This is a genomic window from Gammaproteobacteria bacterium, assembly GCA_029882975.1.
In the GTDB taxonomy this organism is placed as follows: Bacteria; Pseudomonadota; Gammaproteobacteria; order SZUA-152; family SZUA-152; genus JAJDNG01.
The window spans coordinates 66,258-84,939 of record JAOUJW010000010.1; the positions used below are offsets into that span (position 1 = coordinate 66,258).

Genomic DNA, 18,682 nt, shown 5'->3' on the forward strand with positions numbered 1-18,682 from the left:
TTGACTTACTCCTTGCCTTGAAGTTGTAACACAATGGATTCGTTTTCCAAGGTCGAGGTGTCCTGCGTGATTTCCTCGCCATTGGCGATGGAGCGTAACAACCGTCGCATAATTTTTCCCGAACGGGTTTTGGGCAGATTATCGGAGTAGCGTATTTCATCCGGTTTGGCGATGGGACCGATTTGTTCGCTGACCCACGCCCTGAGCTCTTGAGTCAGTTTAGCGTCAATACCGCCTTCGGGTCGGGTTCCCTTTAGCACGACAAAAGCGAATATGCCTTCACCTTTGATTTCATCCGGGCGGCCCACAACAGCGGCTTCCGCCACTTTGGGATGGGCTACCAGTGCGGATTCCACTTCCATGGTGCCGAGTCGATGGCCCGAAACATTCAGTACATCATCAATCCGGCCCATAATCCAGAAGTAACCGTCTTCATCGCGCCGGGCGCTGTCTCCGGCAAGATAGTAGCGGTTATCAAATTTGGCCCAATAGGTTTCTATATAACGTGAGTCATCGCCCCAGATGGTGCGCAGCATGGATGGCCAGGGTTTTTTAATGACCAAGTAGCCACCCTGGTTGGCCTGAGTAATGGGGGCACCGTTTTCGTCAACAATGTCGGCGTCAATACCCGGTAAGGCTCGGGTACAGGAGCCGGGTTTGGTCGCCGTGACACCGGGTACCGGTGCAATCATATTGGCTCCGGTTTCGGTTTGCCACCAGGTATCGGTAATAGGGCATTGCTCTTTGCCGATAATGCGGTGGTACCACATCCAGGCTTCCGGGTTAATGGGTTCACCTACCGTGCCCAATAGTCGAATGCTGGATAAATCATATTGAGCCGGTATCTCATCGCCTTGCTTCATCAAAGCGCGGATAGCCGTGGGCGCGGTATAAAATATGGTGACTTTGTGATCCTGACATATTTTCCAAAAGCGCCCAAAGTCGGGGACGGAGGGCGCGCCTTCGTACATGACCATGGTGGCGCCCACCGCTAAGGGTCCGTAAGTGACGTAACTGTGGCCGGTAATCCAGCCTACATCGGCGGTACACCAGTAAATATCGTTGTCTTTGATGTCAAAGACCCATTTCATGGTGAGTATGGAGTTGAGTAGATAGCCGGCCGAGGAGTGTTGGATACCCTTGGGCTTGCCGGTGGACCCGGAAGTGTACAATAAGAACAAAGGGTGTTCGCTTTCGACCCACTCCGGGTCGCATTGGTCGCTCTGGCCTGTTTCTATGTCGTTCCACCAAATGTCACGGCCGGATTGCATATTAATATTCTGACCGCTGCGTTTTAACACCACGACCGATTCGATGCTGCCACAGCCGTTATTCAATGCGGTGTCCGCTGCGACTTTGAGTTCCACAATTTTACCACCACGATGACCGCCGTCAGCGGTGATGAGCATTTTCGCCCCGGCATCCTCGATGCGATCTTTTAGTGACTCTGCCGAAAACCCCCCGAAGACCACTGAATGGACCGCACCAATACGGGCGCAAGCCAACATGGCGATGGCGGCTTCCGGTACCATGGGCATGTAGATGACCACCCGGTCGCCTTGCTGGATGCCCTTGGACTTGAGGCCGTTGGCAAATTGACTCACCCGTTGGTGCAGCTGGGCATAGCTGATGTGCTGGGTATCACCTTTTTCACCTTCGAAGATGATAGCGGTTTTATCTGCCTTATCGCTCAAGTGGCGGTCGATGCAGTTGTAGGCCACATTGGTCAGACCGTCCTCAAACCAACGGTAGTGGGGAGCATTGCTGCTGTTTAAGATGGTATTAAAGTCTTTGTTCCAGTGAATTTCCTGGCGGGCCATGGTAGCCCAGAATTGTTCGTGATCTTGGGTCGCATCCGCATAGAGCTGGTCCAGTTTGGCAGAGTTGATATTAGCCGCTGCGGCAAACTTCTCCGGAGGTGGAAATTTTCGATCTTCCTGCAGGATGGATTCGATATTTTCAGTGCTCATATGGCCTCCCTGGTATTCTATGTATTGGACCCAAATTTAAAGATGGATAGGGCGCCTATGGTAGCAGAGCTGTTGCTGTGAAGCCATGATCCACCTCACTTGGCTCAGGCGCTGCCCTCGACGTTAACATAGGGGATGTATTGTTGCCGGCTCAGTGTGTTTAATTCCCATTGTTGCACGGCCCATTGAATCAGCGTATCCAGTGACAGGTCCGGAGGCGATAAGCCTAACAGCCTGAGTATAATCCGCCAGTTCTCCACGGGTTTGGTGTTGTCGACCGCACGTGCGAAAGTTTGTTTACTGAGTTTTTCTCCCTCGGGGTTCACGAGTATGGGAATGTGGGCGTACGTCGGTTGACTCAATCCCAGCATTGATTGCAATACCAGCTGACGTGCCGTGTTATCCAACAAATCAAAGCCCCGTACCACATGGGTCACCCCCTGAAAGGCGTCATCCACTACCACCGCCAGTTGGTACGCATACAAACCGTCTGCGCGTTTTAAGACAAAATCGCCCACTTCTTGCAGCACATTTTGGCATTGTTGTCCTTGCAGTTGATCGGTGAAACACACGGTCCGATCCTCCAGTCGCAGGCGAATAGCCGCTTTGGAAGTGCTGTACCCCAGGTTGCGACAGCTGCCGGGATATACATGAGGATTCTGACTGTTTGCTTGTATGGTTTTACGTGAACAGGTGCAAACATAGCTGAACTGTGCTTGTTTTAACTGTTGCAGAGCGGCCTCATAGGCTTCAGTGCGCGTGCTTTGGTACAAGACTGCGTCATCCCAAGCCAAACCATGCCGTTCTAAAGTGGTGAGTATTTGTGAGCTCGCACCGGGGGTTTCTCGAGGTGGATCCAGATCCTCCATGCGCACCAACCACTGTCCATTGTGATGACGGGCATCCAGGAAACTGCACACGGCGCAGAGCAGAGATCCCATGTGTAGGGGGCCGGTGGGTGAGGGGGCAAATCGTCCTCTATAGAATGGGACCATGTTGTGAGGGCTACAGGCAGCCTAAGGTGCAACACGCTGGTGCTGCACCTTTACGGGTTTAGATGTTATTTGCCGTACTGTTTTTCCCTAATTTCATTCAGGGTTTTACAGTCGATGCATTGAGTGGCGGTGGGGCGGGCCTCCAGACGTTTGATGCCGATTTCCACGCCGCAAGAAGAACAGTAGCCATATTCTTCGTTTTCCAATGCCGTAATGGACTCATCGATCTTCTTAATCAATTTACGTTCACGGTCCCTTGTGCGTAACTCCATGGTGAAGTCGGATTCCTGGCTGGCTCTGTCGTTGGGATCCGGAAAGTTAGCGGCTTCATCCTGCATGTGGTGCACAGTCTCATCCACTTTATCCATGAGTTCCTTTTTCCAGTTAAGCAGCATCCCTCTGAAATGCTCAACCTGATTCGGGTTCATGTATTCTTCCCCTTTCTTTTCCTTGTAAGGGGTAAAATTCCGAAAGTCGAGATCGGCACTCGATTCTTTTGCTTTCTTCTTCACAGCCATCTTAACTGCTCCCATTTACAGGTATAAAAATTTAAGGGCGAATCTTATATCAAAAACGACTGACAAACACAATCCATTATCTAATTATGGCTTTTTTTTCACCATTTTGCTTTTGTGGTCAATAGGCTCATTTTAGTTAGTAAATTAATTCGATAGAAAGTTTAGACCCACAATGGCTTTTTGCCGAAAAAATTTTTAGGTAGACTGTCAGGCTTGGTTTTTATTTGAATAAAGATTGAGCATGAATTGACTGAAGCAAAGATTTGCTTCCTCAATCGCCATCAAGTAATCTTTGCAACTTATTGTTTTTAAAGGTGTTAAAAACGTGGCTGAATTAAAGGCAATTATTTTTGATGTAGATGGTACGCTGGCGGATACGGAGGAGATGCATCGGCAGGCATTCAATATCCAGTTCACCGAAGCGGGTTTGGATTGGTTTTGGTCTAAGGAGAGGTACTTGGAGTTGCTCGCCGTAACCGGCGGTAAAGAGCGTATGCTGCATTTTATAGATACCTACAAACCCGCCTTTGAAGCCCCCCCTGACCTGGATCAATACATTGCCCAAATGCACAAAGGTAAGACGGAAAAATACACACGGATGATGGCTTCGGGTCAAGTGACTCTGCGAACCGGGGTCAAGCGCCTGTTGGAACAAGCCAAACAGCAGGGGGTACGTCTGGCCATTGCCACGACTACCACGCTGGCCAATGTGGAAGCCTTATTGGCCAGCACATTGGGTGAAGGAGGGATGGCTTGGTTTGACGTGATCGGAGCCGGAGATATGGTACAAGCGAAAAAACCGGCACCGGACATCTATGACTACGTTTTACGGGAACTGGGCTTGGATGCAAGTGAGTGCGTTGCCCTGGAGGATTCGGAAAATGGTATTCAGGCGGCCCGTGCGGCGGGGCTTACCACAGTAATTAGCACCAACGATTTTACCCGTACGCATAATTTTGACGGGGCTGCATTAGTCGTGGATCATCTGGGCGAGCCGGACCAGCCATTTACAGTGGCGGAGGGAAACACTTATGGCCATACTTATCTAAACTTGGAATTATTGCGACACCTCCTGGCCTCTTAAACGTGGTAATACGGGGTGGTGTTGAAAGGAACACGCAGTGAGCACAACCTCGGATAAATGGCATTTTGCCCAACGTTTAGCACATATTGAACCTTTTCATGTGATGGCCATATTGGCTCGTGCCCGAGAGTTGGAAGCTCAAGGCCGGTCGGTGGTGCACATGGAAATTGGCGAACCCGATTTCACCACACCCAAAACCATCATCAATGCCGGTGTGGCGGCTTTGGCGCAGGGCAAAACCCACTACACCCCCGCATCGGGTTTGCCACACCTGCGCGAAGCCATTTCCCGGTTTTATGCGGATGAGTATGGCAGGCATGTACCTGCTCAACAGATTGTGGTGACGCCGGGAGCCTCCGGAGCGTTAATGCTTATTTTGGCGGCTTTGGTCAATCCGGGGGATCAAGTGTTAATGTCGGATCCGGGGTATCCTTGTAACCGGCATTTTGTTCGCTTATTGGAAGGCGAACCGGTTGGCGTTCCCGTGGATGACAGCAGCAACTATCAAATCACACCGGAACTGGCGCAGCAGCACAAGGGACAGCGTACGGTGGCCGTGATGGTGGCTTCACCTTCGAATCCCACCGGAACCTTGTTGTCCGAGTCACAATGTCGAGATTTGTTGCGTTGGGTGGAAAAAAACGATGCGTATTTGATTGTAGACGAAATTTACCACGGCCTGGTTTACGACACTGTCGCATTTACTTGCGCTAATTTGTCGGAACGGGTGTTTGTGATTAATAGTTTTTCTAAATATTTCAATATGACCGGTTGGCGCCTGGGTTGGTTGGTATGCCCCGATCATATGACCGGCAGCATAGAAAAATTGGCGCAAAACCTGTTTCTGGCACCACCAACCATATCCCAGTATGCGGCCTTAGAGGCTTTTTCTCCGGCAACGCGGGTACAGTTGGAACAGCGGGTCGAACAGTTCAAACAGCGGCGCGACTATTTATTGCCCGAACTGCGGCAGCTGGGTTTTCAGATTGCATCCACCCCGCAGGGTGCGTTTTATCTGTACGCCAATTGCGCTGCATTGACTCAGGACAGTTTTGATTTTTCACAACGTTTATTGGAGCAGGCGGCAGTGGCGGTAACGCCGGGAATTGATTTTGGCCGGCATCGTTCCCAAGAGCATTTACGCTTTGCTTACACCACTGGCATGGATGCATTGGCTCAAGGTATTAATAATATCAATGGCTATATCAATAAATAATATATGCTCTCCTTAAGTCATTCAATTCTCAAATATATCTTAATTGTTTAAAAGCTTATTAAGTGTCGAGATATTTAACAAAATCTGGAAAACGGCGATACACTTAGGTAAAGTTGAACAAGAATTAACCAAATTGTGACACGGTTCCCCTCAAGCGTGGGGTAGCGGCACGTAATTTTGAGTGTGAGATTAAGATTCATGTTTGAACGCAGTGACTATAACCCCCAAAGTGGTGAGCAATATCAAATGCGAGGCACACGCAGAGATCGACGAAGAACCACAGCGAAAACCGCTGTTTATTCAATTTTTAAAAATCGCCGCGTAGGGCCGCGTCGAGTTTCTGAAGAGCAAGTGGATGTGTACGTAGACCGTCACGAGCCCTGGTTCGTTTACATGGCCATAACGGCCTTGTTTTTAAGTATTTGTGATGCCTTTTTTACCCTGGCTTTGTTGCAGCACGGTAGTGAGGAATTAAATCCGTTCATGCTCTATTTCATCCAACAAGGGGAGACAGTTTTCCTGTTGGTGAAATTTTCCATGACGGCGCTGTGCCTACTGTTTTTGGTGATGCACAAAAATTTTCGTTTTTTAAATCGATTCAATGGCTACCATTTAATGTACTTAGCCTTTTTTATGTATGGAGCCCTGGTAAGCTATGAGTTCGCTATGTTAGTGAGCGTGGATTTCTTCTCCAAATTGTTTGTTGGTTTGTAGTCAAGCCTTAAATTCTTTCACCCAGAGCAAGGTGGCACCCGCAACGGCTGCGGGCATAACAAGAAAATTGGCAATGGGGGTCATGGTTGCTACACTGACCATGGCGCCAAAGCCATACGAAGTCAGACGTTTTCCTTTCAGTTTTTGTTTTTGTTCGTCAAATAACAAATCGTGATTTCCCATGGGATAGTCCGCGTATTCCAGGCAAAGCATCCAGGAAGTAAATAAGAACCACAACACCGGTGCGGCGAAATGGATCACTGGAATCCAAAATAGAATTAAAAAAGGAATGGACCAGCCCAGAAAATAGAGAATCTTACGCAGCTCATTGGCGATAGCGGGAATGAAGTTGGCAACAAAACTCTTGCCGGATTCGGTCTTTTCCATTGTGGCGGCGTTCGGGTCCAGCGTGCGTTCCACGGCTTGTGCCAGTAAACTATTGAAAGGTGCGGCGACTAGATTAGCCAGCAGGGAGAAACAAAAAAACACCACCAGCAGGATGCCCATAGCGAACACAATCCACAGTAGCCAGGATAGCCATTGCAGCCATTCGGGTATTTGCGCATTGACCCAATCCGTCAGCAGGGAAAACTGGGCAACCCCAAACCAGACAAGAGCGGCGAACAACAAGACATTAATACTCAGCGGTATCACTACATAGCCACGTATGCCTGGCTTGAAAATCAGCCCTAAACCGCTGAATAAATACGTTGCGCCTTTAACCGGATTGCCCATAATTCAGATTTCCTCCTCGAGAGACGACTTGCATCCCCATTGTGCCAATTTTGCCGCACCGAAAGCTGCCTCAGTATGCTCTGCTTTCAATACGGGTACACCTAAATAACGTTGACGGATTTCAAGCCAGGGTTGGTTGTCAGCACCACCGCCGTTACTGAACACGCGACGTGGATAAACACCGCATAAATCCCTCAATAGATCGTAACCACGTTTCTCCACAGCGGCAACCCCCTCCAGCAGTCCCTGAAAAAACTCCAGGTCCGAGTCGGGCCTTGGGCTCAGTTGCGGTGCCAGAGTGGGGTCGGCGATGGGAAATCGCTCTCCCGGTTGACTCAAGGGGTAGTACTTTAGTTCCGTATCCTGTTGCGGTTTTATTAATGGGGTCATTTGCTGTAGTTGTTCTTTGCTAAAGTATTGCAAAAATACCGCTGCGCCACTGTTGGATGCGCCGCCCACAAGCCAGCGGCCGAAAAATGGTTGGCTGTAGATTCCGTACTCAGGGGCAAATAAAGGTTTGTCGCTGAGTAATTTGAGCACCAAGGTGGAACCCAGCGAGGTGACGGCGTCTCCCGCCACATGAGCCCCGGAGGCGATGAAAGCCGCTGTACTGTCGGTGGTGCCGGCGACTATTTGGGTATGGGCAGGTAACCGTAACCGTTGGGCGATTGACGGGCTGATGTGAGCCACAGTCTGGCCGGGAGCAAAAACTTTGGGAAACCCGGTCAAGGGAAGATTCAACTGTTCCAACCAACTCGGCCATGGGTTGGTTTGGGATTTTATAAGGGGGTCATAACCCAGTTTGAGACTGTTGTTGCTATCGGTGTAACCAAAAATTCCGCTAAGACAGCCACTGATCCAGTCCGCCTGATGCAGAATTCTCAAATCACCCACAGGATACCCGTTGTCCTGGAACCAGAGCACTTTGGCCAATGTGGAGCTGGGCCCTTGAGCTGCCGAATGGGCTGGGCTTATCGCGGCGATGCGTCGGGCTTGCTCCTGGGCTCTGGCATCGTTGTACATCAGTGCGGGGCTGTGGACCTGGCCGTTGGCATCGCACAGTAATACAGTGGCGGAGGTGCCATCCACACTGATGGACTGGATGCATGCCGGATCAATTTGGTTGATAACCGCTTCCAGGGTTTGCAGGCACAGGTCCCACCATATGGCCGGATCCTGTTCCACCGCGTTGCCCCGGCTTTGAGGCGGGGGAAAAGAGGTGCGCTGCTGTGCCAGAACCCGATTGTGTGAGTCAATGACGCAGGCGCGACAACCGGAAGTACCCAGATCCAGGCCAATGAACATGGATTGAGTTAATCAGGGCAGCTGTACGGGAACAGGCGGGGTCCATTCAGGGTGGCGGTGCTCCACAACGACGGTTGTATAAATGCCGCCGCGTACATTAAAATCACCACTCAACCTTATGAAACGCGGTTGGCAGGCTTGGACCAAGTCGTTAAGTATCTGATTAGTAACGGCTTCATGAAACGCGCCTTCTTCCCTGAAAGACCACATGTATAATTTAAGGGATTTGAGTTCAATACAACGCGAATCCGGTACATATTCAATGGAAAATGTGGCGAAATCCGGCTGTCCCGTTTTCGGACACAGGCAGGTAAATTCCGGCACTTCTATTCGAATAGTATAATCCCTGTCAATATTAGGGTTATCAAAAGTTTCGATTTCTTTGCTGGGTTGACTAGGCATAAACAGGTCTCGTATGGTAGTTTGGCTCGCTAACTTTGGTCGACATAAATGGCCGACAAAACAGGGCTGGTTCTATAAGGAGGCGTAGTTTATCACAGGCAGTGGACGATCACGCAAAGCGAAATAAGCATTACAAGTCGGGTTTCAAAAACCCCGGTCATAACATCTAATAAAGGAATCATGGATCTCACATGCGCTTGAGCAAAATCAAACTCGCAGGGTTTAAGTCGTTCGTAGACCCGACCACCATTCCACTACCATCCAATTTAATTGGCGTGGTCGGGCCCAACGGCTGTGGCAAATCAAATGTTATCGATGCGGTGCGATGGGTAATGGGGGAATCTTCGGCTAAAAATTTGCGCGGTGATTCCATGGCCGACGTTATTTTTAACGGTTCCAATACCCGCAAACCCGTGGGGCAGGCATCCATAGAGCTGATTTTCGATAACAGCGACGGCACTCTGGGTGGCCAATATGCCCAATACAGTGAGATTTCCATTAAGCGTATGGTCTCTCGTGACGGTCAGTCACAGTATTACCAAAACGGTACCCGCTGTCGCCGCCGGGATATTACCGACATATTTTTAGGTACAGGCCTGGGACCACGCAGCTATTCCATTATTGAACAGGGAATGATTTCTCGATTGATTGAGGCCAGACCGGAAGACTTGCGCGTTTTCCTGGAGGAAGCTGCCGGAATTTCCAAATACAAGGAACGGCGAAAAGAGACCGAAACCCGGATTCGCCATACCCGCGAGAATATGGAACGTTTGACCGATTTGCGCGAGGAACTGGCCAAACAGCTGGATAAGTTGCAACGCCAATCCCGCACCGCAGAAAAATATAAAATTCTCAAAGAAGAAGAGCGCTTGCTCAAGGCGCAGTTAACGGCGTTGCGCTGGCAGGGCTTGGATCGCCAAATCCAAGCTAAACAGGAACAGATCGGCGAGACGCGGAATCGTTATGAAGCGGTCATAGCCAAACTGCGCAGCATCGAGGCAGACATAGAGAAACAAAGAGACCAGCATCTGGAAGCCAGCGAGGAGTTTAACGAAATCCAGGCGAGCTACTACAGTGTGGGTTCGGAGATCGCCCGGGTGGAGCAGTCCATTGCTCACACCAAGGAACGTAAAACTCAAAATGAGCAGGATTTGAAAACTGCGGAAGAGTCCTGGTATGAAGCGTCCGCGCACATAAAAACCGATCTTACCCGCATCGAGGAACTGAGCGCTGCTTTGGAAGAGAACCAACCTGCCTTGGAGTTGGCGCGAGAAAAAGAAAGCAATTCTGCTGCAGAACTGGCGGATGCCGAGCAGGCTATGAATACCTGGCAAGCACAGTGGGAAGATTTCAATAATAAAGCGGCCGAACCTGCACAGAAAGCTGAAGTGGAACGTACCCGCATTGCTCACCTGGAACAACAGATTCTCAGAGCCCTGGATACCCTGAAGCGCCTCGAGATCGAGTTGGAGTCTTTAGTGCCGGATGCATTGGCGATGGAAATTGAACAGCTCAACAGTGAACAGGAGATCAACACAGCACGTTGCGACGAAATGCAACATCAGCTGCATGAACAATTGAACCAGATCAGTGAACAGCGTGAACGCAATGTGGAGTTGGATCGACAGCTAAACGAACGGCGTGGCAAATTACAAAGTCTGCAGGGCCGCCAATCTTCTTTGGAAGCTCTACAACAGGCGGCCTTAGGCAAACAAGAAGGCGTGGTGACATCCTGGTTGGAGCAAAACGGATTGGGCCAGGCCCAACGTCTGGCTCAATCCCTTGATGTGCAGGTTGGATGGGAAAAGGCAGTAGAATGCGTACTGGGCTTTAATTTGGAAGCGGTTTGCATCGATGGTTTGAATTCCGTCAGTGATATACTCAGCAGTTTTGAAAACGGCAGCCTGGCTTTGTTCGATACTGCTGTGACTGTCGAACCGGCAGCAAGCAATAGCGAACTGGGTGAGTCCTTACTCAGTAAAATCAGCTCGCCCTGGAACGTCAATACCCTGATGCCGGGTGTCTATTGTGTGGAAGATCTAAGTTCGGCACTGGCATTGCGCCCGCGCTTGTTGGATCACCAATCACTGATTTGTCGCGACGGGGTTTGGGTTGGTAAAGGTTGGTTGCGACTTCTTAAGGAAAGCGACGAAAAACAGGGTGTAATACAGCGCGAACAGGAACTGGCTAATTTGAATGAAAATATTCAAGTGCTGGAAGCGCAAATCGAACAGTTGCAATCGGATTTGCAACAGGGGCGCGATAGCCTGCATTCCATGGAGGAGCAACGAGAAGCACTACAGAACGAACACAATCAAGCGAATCAATTAAAAGCGCAAGTGCAATCCAAGCTGGGTGGTAAGCAAGCGCGCTACGATCAGGTTGTGCAGCGTCGTGAAACCATTCTGGCTGAAGTGAAAGAATTAAAAACCCATAATCTAAAAAGCGAACAGGAAACCGAAGCCGCACGCGGGTCTCTGGACGGTGCCATTCGTATGATGGAAGAGTTTGCGCAACAGCGAGAACTGTTGGAAGCCAGCAAAGACGAGTTACGTCGACGTTTGGATGATACCCGTTCTGTGGCCAGGCACGATCGGGATGTGGCCCATGATATAGCCATGAAAATACAAACCATGCGTACCGAACTGAATTCCACTGAGCAGAACCAGCAACGCATGGACAAACAACTGGAGCAGCTCACCGCCCGGCGGGAGGAGTTGCAACGTCAAATTGAAGAAAGTGAAGCACCGCTGCAACAAATGGCGGAAGAATTGCAGGACTTTTTAAACCGGCGCGTTGACGTAGAGGCTCAACTCACAGCAGCCCGTCGAGGTGTCGAAGAACTGGACCATTCCATGCGAGCGCTGGCCAGTGAACGCCATGAAGTGGAACAGGGTTCAGAGTCCATACGTCAGGAAATGGATCTGATGCGCATGGCGCAACAGGAACAAAAAGTACGTCGCCAGACCCTGGAAGAGTCCTTGCAGGAAACCGGGCACGATCTCGCCACTTTGTGCGAGCAAATGCCGCCGGAAGCCGAGGAGACACTCTGGCAGGAGAAAGTGGATAAAATGGCACAACGGGTTCAGCGTCTGGGACCCATTAATCTGGCCGCTATCGAAGAGTATCAGCAACAGCTGGAGCGTAAAGAATACCTGGATGCTCAATTTGACGATTTGAGCGAGGCTCTGTTGACGTTGGAAAACGCTATTAAGAAAATCGATCGCGAAACCCGTTCCCGATTTAAAGAGACCTATGAAAAGGTTAACGAAGGTTTCAAAGAGTTATTTCCGCGGTTGTTTGGCGGTGGTCAATCGTATCTGGAGCTCACCGGTGAAGATCTGCTGGACACGGGCGTAACAGTAATGGCGCGACCGCCGGGTAAACGTAACAGTAGTATTCATTTGCTTTCGGGCGGTGAAAAAGCGCTGACGGCAGTGGCACTGGTATTTTCCATATTCCAGTTGAATCCGGCTCCTTTTTGCATGCTGGATGAGGTGGATGCACCGTTGGATGACGCCAATGTGGGCCGATTCTGCAACATGGTTAAGGAAATGTCGGAGCATGTGCAGTTTATTTTTATCACCCATAACAAAATTACCATGGAAATGGCCAACCAACTTAACGGCGTTACCATGCATGAACCGGGTGTGTCCCGCATTGTTGCCGTGGACGTGGATGAAGCCTACGATATGGCAGTGGGGTAGTTGTACCCCAAGGGTAGAGCGGCCAAGGGTCGCAAGCAGGTTGCAAGCCTCTGAGGCAAGCGTAGAGGAAGAACGTGCCGAACATCGAAATAGACCTTGAGGCATTTTTCGCCAATGATCTTAGGCTGATGTTAATCGCTGCCGGGGTATTTATTATCCTTGGTATCTACATCAACGGACGCAGGGTCAAGCGTAAGAACGGACAAAGTGGATTGGATCTGCAGTCTTTGGAACCGGGTTTCTCTCCACTACAAAAGCATGACGAAGACGATTTTTTTATGGACGAAGATGTCCATGTGTTGGATTGCGAAGGGGATTTTGAAAGTCTTACCAACGAAGACGATTTGGTGCAATTCGACCGTCTTCACACAAAGCCGGCTCGAAAAGAAGAATATGTCGTGGAGGATTATGTGCCTCCGGTACCGCTGCCCCCCGGCGTCGAGCCTCTGATTATTTGTGTTAATGTCATTTCCCCAAAAGCTTCCAAGTTTCGTGGTGTGGACGTGAAGGCCAGTATCGAGTCCACATCTTTGGTCTACGGTGACATGAGTATTTATCATTATTATGAACAAGCCGACCCCCTGGACCGAAAAGTCAGGCAAAAGGTTTTCAGTATCGCCAGCGCGACCGAACCGGGGTATTTTGACCGTTCCCGGTTGAGCAGTTATGAAACAGCAGGTTTAACCCTGTTTCTGCAAATCCCCGGCCCCTTGGACGGCGTCCTGGCCTTTGAGCGCATGTGCCAAGTTGCCAAATACTTCGCCGGGCGTTTAGGAGGCGTGTTCTGCGATGAAAAACGCAACAAAATGACCCTGCAAGCCATGGCTAACATCAAAGACGAAATTTCCGCTTACAACCTCAAACTCAGAAGTCTCAATCGCCGCTCAGTGCATTAATTATTTTATCGGTAGCAAGGTAGCAGGCTACAGCCGGGCTACGCTACTTGTAGCGGGTAGGGCGGAATAGTCTCTCCCGGCTCCTGCCTTTCGCGACACTTGCTACTTTACCATCTACCGGCGGACGTACGGATATCACCGTGGGTTCTATTCAATTAGCCTCGAACGGTATTATGAAAGCCGGGTACTCCGCTGATGAGCCCTTAACGCTTGCTTACAACATTGTGGGTGGAAAATACAAAATTGTGGTGCAATGAATCGTGCCATCATTAGGTTCACCATATCTTAGCCCTGCAACAAACCTAAACACTGCTCCGCAAACTGCCGCCGTTGTGCCGGGTCTTCCAGTTTCTTGACGATGCGCAGTTTGTCCTGGCCTTCCAGTTTGTAGGTATTGTATTGGGTTTGGATCAGCTTAATGATGTTCATAGGGTCTATATTGGGTTTGGTGTTAAACACAATGCGGCCGCCTTCGCTGCCCAATTCCAATTTTTTGATACCCAGAGGTGTCGCCAGAAGCTTAAGTTCGGTTATGCTAAACAGGTTCTTGGTGTTTTCCGGTAACAAGCCGAAGCGGTCGATCATTTCCACTTGCAGTTCCCGCAGTTCCGCTTGATCCGCCGCGTTGGCAATACGTTTGTACATAATCAAACGTGAGTGCACATCGGGTAAATAGTCATCGGGGATCAGCGCAGAGATGCCCAAGTCCACTTCGGCACCGTGATCCAGGGGTTGGTCCAGTTCCGGTTGTTTGCCTGATTTCATGGCTTTGACGGCCCGTTCCAGCAGGTCCATATACATATCAAATCCGATTTCGTGCATTTGTCCGCTTTGGTCTTCGCCCAGCAATTCGCCGGCACCTCGGATTTCCAAATCGTGGGTGGCCAGGGTGAAGCCGGCGCCCAGGTCTTCGATGGACTCGATGGCTTCCAGTCGTTTGACGGCATCGGCGGTCATGGACTTGGGCGGGGGTGTGATGAGATAGGCATAGGCCTGGTGATGGGAGCGTCCCACACGACCGCGTAATTGGTACAGTTGGGCCAGGCCAAAACGATCGGCGCGGTTAATGATGATGGTGTTGGCATTGGGAACGTCAATGCCGGTTTCAATGATGGTGGTGCAGACCAGTATACTGAAACGTTGGTGATAGAAATCCGCCATAACGCGTTCCAATTCCCGCTCGCGCATTTGCCCGTGGGCAATTTCCACCTTGGCTTCCGGCAACAAAGCGGCAATTTGTGCCGCCATTTTTTCGATGGTTTCCACCTGATTGTGCAGGAAAAATACTTGACCGCCGCGGCGAATCTCACGCATGCAGGCTTCCTGGATTTGAGTATCGTTCCATTGGCTGGTAAAAGTTTTTACCGCCATGCGTTTGGCCGGAGCCGTGGCGATAATGGATAAGTCGCGCAAACCGGAGAGGGACATGTTGAGGGTACGGGGAATGGGTGTGGCGGTGAGGGTGAGCAGGTCCACTTCCGAGCGCAGTTTTTTGAACTGCTCTTTTTGGCGTACGCCGAAACGGTGTTCCTCGTCAATGATCACCAGACCCAGGCGTTTAAACTTCACCGTATCTTGAATCAGTTTGTGCGTACCGATAATAATGTCCACGGTTCCGCTCTCCAGACCCTTGAGGATCTCGTCTTGTTCTTTTTTGGAGCGAAACCGGGATAGGGACTGTATTTTAACCGGCCAGTCGGCAAAACGGTCTTGAAAATTTTCGTAGTGTTGTTGTGCCAGCAGTGTGGTGGGCACCAACATGGCCACTTGTTTGCCATCTTGTACCGCCACAAAAGCCGCTCGCATGGCCACTTCGGTTTTACCGAAGCCGACATCGCCGCACACCAGTCGGTCCATGGGTTTGTCGGAACGCATGTCCTGAATCACACCGGTGATGGCATCCTCCTGATCCGGGGTTTCTTCAAAGGGAAAGGCGCGGCTGAAGGTTTGATAGCCTTCTTTGTCCAACTGATAGGAATAGCCTTTGCGGGCTTCGCGCCGGGCATAAATATCCAACAGTTCTGCCGCCACGTCACGGGCTTTTTCCCGTGCTTTGCGTTTGACTTTTTCCCAGTGTGGACTGCCCAGCTTGTGCAGGGGTGCCGTCTCGGGAGAAGCACCGGTATAACGGCTGATTAAATGCAAGGAGGCCACCGGCACATAGAGTTTATCTTTACCGGCGTATTCCAGGGTTAAGAATTCCTGTTCTGTGGCGCCCACTTGCAATACTTGCAGGCCTTGGTAACGGCCCACGCCGTGATCTTCATGCACTACGGGAGAGCCGGGCTCCAGTTCCACCAGATTGCGAATGACCAAATCCGGATCACGCTGTTTGGCGCGACGGCGGCGTTGTTGCAGCACTTGCTCGCCGTACAACTGAGCTTCGGCAATAACCACCAGATGCGGATCTTCCAGTTGCAGGCCTTGCTGCAGCGCGGCAACAGTGATAGCAGGGCTGGTGCCGCTTTGCAGAAACTGCTGCCAACTATCAACAACGGTGGTTTTTATTCCCCGTTCTTTGAGCAAATCGGCAAGACTCTCGCGTCGTCCGGTGGATTCGGCGGCGAATAAAACCTGGCCGTCATAACTGTTGAGAAACAGTTCCAGTTTTTCCGTGGGGTTGGCGGCGCGGGAATCGATATTCAGACTTTGGGGTTTGATACTGCTGAAGTTGTAATTGTCAGGTTTATCTTCATGCTTAAAACTCTGTAGTGTAACAATAGGAAAACGATTAATGTTTTCATACAGTTCATTAACCGGTAAAAAACCCTGGCGTGGCGGTAAGGGTGGACGTTCACTGTTGTATTGGTATTGATCGTAGCGTGTGTTGACTTCCCGCCAAAAAAGCTCGGCTGCACCCTGATAATCGCCAAAACCGGCAATAATGGTGTTTTCCGGTAAATAGTCGAATAATACGGCGGTATTCTGAAAAAACAGCGGCAGATAGTACTCTATTCCCGACGGGGTGATGCCATTGCTGACGTCATGATAAATACGGCTGTTTTGCGGGTCGCCTTCAAAACTCTGGCGGTAGTTTTCCCGAAAGGTTTTGATGGAGTCGTCGGTAAATGGGAACTCCCGGGCAGGCAGTAAGCGTATGCGTTGCACTTTTTCCAAGGAGCGTTGGTCTTCGGCATCAAAGGTGCGGATGCTTTCGATCTCCCGGTCAAACAACTCGATGCGGTAGGGTTGCGAGCCTCCCATGGGAAATAAATCCACAATACTGCCCCGTACAGCGAATTCGCCGTGTTCCATCACCTGGGACACCACTCGGTAACCCGCCTGAGTTAAGCGTTGGCGCAAGGCTTCCAGGTCGATGTCATCACCCACATCCATGACAAAGTAGTGGGCATCTAAGAATGCGCGGGGCGGCAAGCGATGCATAAGGGTGGAAATGGGTACAATCAAAATGCCCTGTTGCAACTGGGGCAAGCGGTACAGGGTGGCCAAACGATCGGAAATGATATCCTGATGAGGGGAAAAACCGTCGTAAGGCAGGGTTTCCCAATCCGGAAAGCTAAGCAGGGGTAATGTCTCGGTGCCTGCGCCGAAAAAGCGGCATTCGTATTCCAAACGGGTGGCACCGGGCGTATCCATGGTCAAAGCTACCACGGGAGCGTTTTCCAGGCGTGCGGCATTGCACAGGGCCAGGGCGGCGGCGCTGCCGTAGAGGCGGCCCCAATGGGTTTTAAACCCCGTTTTCCGATGGATGTTAGGGGTAAAAGGTGACTGTAACTGACTCATGCAACTGCAATACCGCGGGTTAATTAAGTTGAGCCGCGTATTGTAGTCTCTATGTCAGACGGTTTAAAGCGCTTGGACCTAACATTGCTGGAGCGTGAAACATTACCGATGTTTCATGTATTTCCACTAAAACTGTGGATAAGTCTGTGTATAGTTCCCCGGCGCTTATACGATTCGGTGGGTGGGTTGGATTGGTTGTGTTTTACGCAGTCATCGGGACATCTTCTTGACCACCATAACCACGAACACTGCCATGGTGAAAGCCCCAACGAAAGCTTCTGTTGCTGCCATGAGCCGGGTGATTTGAAACGGCGTAATGTCGCCGTATCCCAATGTGGTGAAGGTGACAACGCTGAAATACAGACATTCCATCAGGGTGCCGAAATTCTGTTGTAATGACATTGTGCTGCTTAATTGGACAATTTCACCGTTGGATTTCACCCCAAACAACGCGAACAACACCATAAATATTGCAATCACCGTCATGGAAAATAAAATCACACGGGTTGGTTGTTCGCCATAACCGCTGAACAAATCCAATAATTTGGAACCCAAGCGCTGTATTGAAAAGCGTGGCATTTGAAACCGTTTCATGATCATTTCCCGCCGAAAGAAATAGCCGGCCGTATGGGAGTGACCTTGTCCGTCCAGAATCGTGCGCAGGTTGCGGTAGACCTCTTCCGCTTCATTGAGTAAGAGAGCCTTTTGTTCCGGGTCGGAACATATTTCCGCCTGGTTTTCCTGGAGGACCTTCTCTCCCCATATAACCCCTTCCAAACGGGTTTTATCCAGTATAGTTCCCAACAAATTGGCATTGGTGAGATTGACGCTGTGAAGATTGGCGCCTTTGAGGTTGGTTTTCATTAAGGAACTGTTGCTTAAGTTAAGGCGAAACATATGCGCCCCGCGCAAGTCAGCGCGGTAAAAATCCGTGTTTAGCATTTGATAGCCATCATTGGAGCCGTGATGAATCAAATCAATGTCGCGCAGGTCCACGAAAGCGAGTTTGTAGCCCTGCGCCACTTTTACTTTTCGGATTTGACTTTGAAGATTCAGGCGAATAGCCGGGTCGGTACGAATTTGTTCCGAATCATGCCACTTGCAATACTCTCCTTCCTCTACGGGTTCCTGGCAAGGTTTGCCATTTGGCGTAATATATTGGCATTGGATCGCGGTAACGGATGACAAGTCCGTCGCTTGATCCTGTTCCGATAGGCTTGTGGAGACAATGTTAACAGGTTGTGACATGATATAGTGTTTTCAAACGTTGGTACGGGATTTTTCAAGCTGCATAAATTTAACCATAAAAACGATTATAGATAAGCAAAATGTGTGCACGATCGGTGAATGTAATTTTTTGTTAAACATTTCCGTTAGACGGCAGGGTAAGACAGGG

The 18,682-nt window shown here is 50.2% G+C and carries 13 protein-coding genes; 5 read left to right on the forward strand and 8 right to left on the reverse strand.

Annotated features, from left to right (window positions below; all coding sequences use genetic code 11):
* Positions 1–5: 5 nt before the first annotated feature.
* From acs to dksA, 3 genes are all read right to left on the reverse strand, one after another.
* A complete protein-coding gene (gene acs, locus OEY58_09390; protein ID MDH5325660.1) occupies positions 6–1,970 on the reverse strand; it encodes an acetate--CoA ligase in 1,965 nt (654 codons plus the stop codon).
* 104 nt (positions 1,971–2,074) lie between these two features.
* Positions 2,075–2,965, reverse strand: coding sequence for a tRNA glutamyl-Q(34) synthetase GluQRS (gene gluQRS, locus OEY58_09395; protein MDH5325661.1), 891 nt, complete (start codon positions 2,963–2,965; stop codon positions 2,075–2,077).
* 65 nt (positions 2,966–3,030) lie between these two features.
* A complete protein-coding gene (gene dksA, locus OEY58_09400; protein MDH5325662.1) occupies positions 3,031–3,483 on the reverse strand; it encodes an RNA polymerase-binding protein DksA in 453 nt (150 codons plus the stop codon).
* 325 nt (positions 3,484–3,808) lie between these two features.
* Here dksA and OEY58_09405 point away from each other — a divergent pair, with 325 nt between their 5' ends.
* The 3 genes from OEY58_09405 (at position 3,809) to OEY58_09415 (ending at position 6,497) form a co-directional block, all read left to right on the forward strand.
* Positions 3,809–4,567, forward strand: coding sequence for an HAD family hydrolase (locus OEY58_09405; GenBank protein ID MDH5325663.1), 759 nt, complete (start codon positions 3,809–3,811; stop codon positions 4,565–4,567).
* A gap of 37 nt (positions 4,568–4,604) precedes the next feature.
* Positions 4,605–5,783 (forward strand): pyridoxal phosphate-dependent aminotransferase, encoded by a 1,179-nt coding sequence (locus tag OEY58_09410; protein ID MDH5325664.1) that lies wholly within the window; start codon positions 4,605–4,607, stop codon positions 5,781–5,783.
* A 198-nt stretch (positions 5,784–5,981) separates the two neighbouring features.
* On the forward strand, positions 5,982–6,497 hold the full coding sequence (locus tag OEY58_09415; protein ID MDH5325665.1) for a DUF5658 family protein: 516 nt from the start codon (positions 5,982–5,984) through the stop codon (positions 6,495–6,497).
* Here the strand turns inward: OEY58_09415 and cysZ are convergent, their stop codons facing one another.
* From cysZ to queF, 3 genes are read right to left on the reverse strand one after another with little or no spacing between them, the layout of a single operon-like run.
* The gene (cysZ, locus tag OEY58_09420; protein MDH5325666.1) at positions 6,498–7,232 is read right to left on the reverse strand and encodes a sulfate transporter CysZ; all 735 of its coding nucleotides are present in this window, start codon (positions 7,230–7,232) and stop codon (positions 6,498–6,500) included.
* A 3-nt stretch (positions 7,233–7,235) separates the two neighbouring features.
* A complete protein-coding gene (locus OEY58_09425; protein MDH5325667.1) occupies positions 7,236–8,537 on the reverse strand; it encodes an FGGY-family carbohydrate kinase in 1,302 nt (433 codons plus the stop codon).
* 12 nt (positions 8,538–8,549) lie between these two features.
* Positions 8,550–8,939, reverse strand: a complete 390-nt coding sequence (gene queF, locus OEY58_09430) for a preQ(1) synthase (protein MDH5325668.1) — start codon at positions 8,937–8,939, stop codon at positions 8,550–8,552.
* Positions 8,940–9,130: 191 nt separating this feature from the next.
* Between queF and smc the strand changes: the two genes are divergently transcribed.
* Positions 9,131–12,646 (forward strand): chromosome segregation protein SMC, encoded by a 3,516-nt coding sequence (gene smc / locus OEY58_09435; GenBank protein ID MDH5325669.1) that lies wholly within the window; start codon positions 9,131–9,133, stop codon positions 12,644–12,646.
* Between the two features lie 74 nt (positions 12,647–12,720).
* Complete coding sequence (locus OEY58_09440; GenBank protein MDH5325670.1) at positions 12,721–13,542, forward strand: cell division protein ZipA C-terminal FtsZ-binding domain-containing protein; 822 nt, start codon at positions 12,721–12,723, stop codon at positions 13,540–13,542.
* A gap of 285 nt (positions 13,543–13,827) precedes the next feature.
* On the opposite strand, the gene mfd is transcribed toward OEY58_09440, so the two are convergent.
* Together mfd and OEY58_09450 are read right to left on the reverse strand one after the other, a co-directional pair.
* Complete coding sequence (gene mfd, locus OEY58_09445; protein MDH5325671.1) at positions 13,828–17,286, reverse strand: transcription-repair coupling factor; 3,459 nt, start codon at positions 17,284–17,286, stop codon at positions 13,828–13,830.
* 210 nt (positions 17,287–17,496) lie between these two features.
* Complete coding sequence (locus OEY58_09450; protein ID MDH5325672.1) at positions 17,497–18,534, reverse strand: pentapeptide repeat-containing protein; 1,038 nt, start codon at positions 18,532–18,534, stop codon at positions 17,497–17,499.
* Positions 18,535–18,682: the final 148 nt, after the last annotated feature.

Coding starts and splice junctions, on each gene's coding strand:
- acs (MDH5325660.1), bottom strand. CDS start 1,970: ATGAGCACTGAAAATATCGAATCCATCCTGCAGGAAGATCGAAAATTT.
- gluQRS (MDH5325661.1), bottom strand. CDS start 2,965: ATGGTCCCATTCTATAGAGGACGATTTGCCCCCTCACCCACCGGCCCC.
- dksA (MDH5325662.1), bottom strand. CDS start 3,483: ATGGCTGTGAAGAAGAAAGCAAAAGAATCGAGTGCCGATCTCGACTTT.
- OEY58_09415 (MDH5325665.1), top strand. CDS start 5,982: ATGTTTGAACGCAGTGACTATAACCCCCAAAGTGGTGAGCAATATCAA.
- cysZ (MDH5325666.1), bottom strand. CDS start 7,232: ATGGGCAATCCGGTTAAAGGCGCAACGTATTTATTCAGCGGTTTAGGG.
- OEY58_09425 (MDH5325667.1), bottom strand. CDS start 8,537: ATGTTCATTGGCCTGGATCTGGGTACTTCCGGTTGTCGCGCCTGCGTC.
- queF (MDH5325668.1), bottom strand. CDS start 8,939: ATGCCTAGTCAACCCAGCAAAGAAATCGAAACTTTTGATAACCCTAAT.
- smc (MDH5325669.1), top strand. CDS start 9,131: ATGCGCTTGAGCAAAATCAAACTCGCAGGGTTTAAGTCGTTCGTAGAC.
- mfd (MDH5325671.1), bottom strand. CDS start 17,286: ATGAGTCAGTTACAGTCACCTTTTACCCCTAACATCCATCGGAAAACG.
- OEY58_09450 (MDH5325672.1), bottom strand. CDS start 18,534: ATGTCACAACCTGTTAACATTGTCTCCACAAGCCTATCGGAACAGGAT.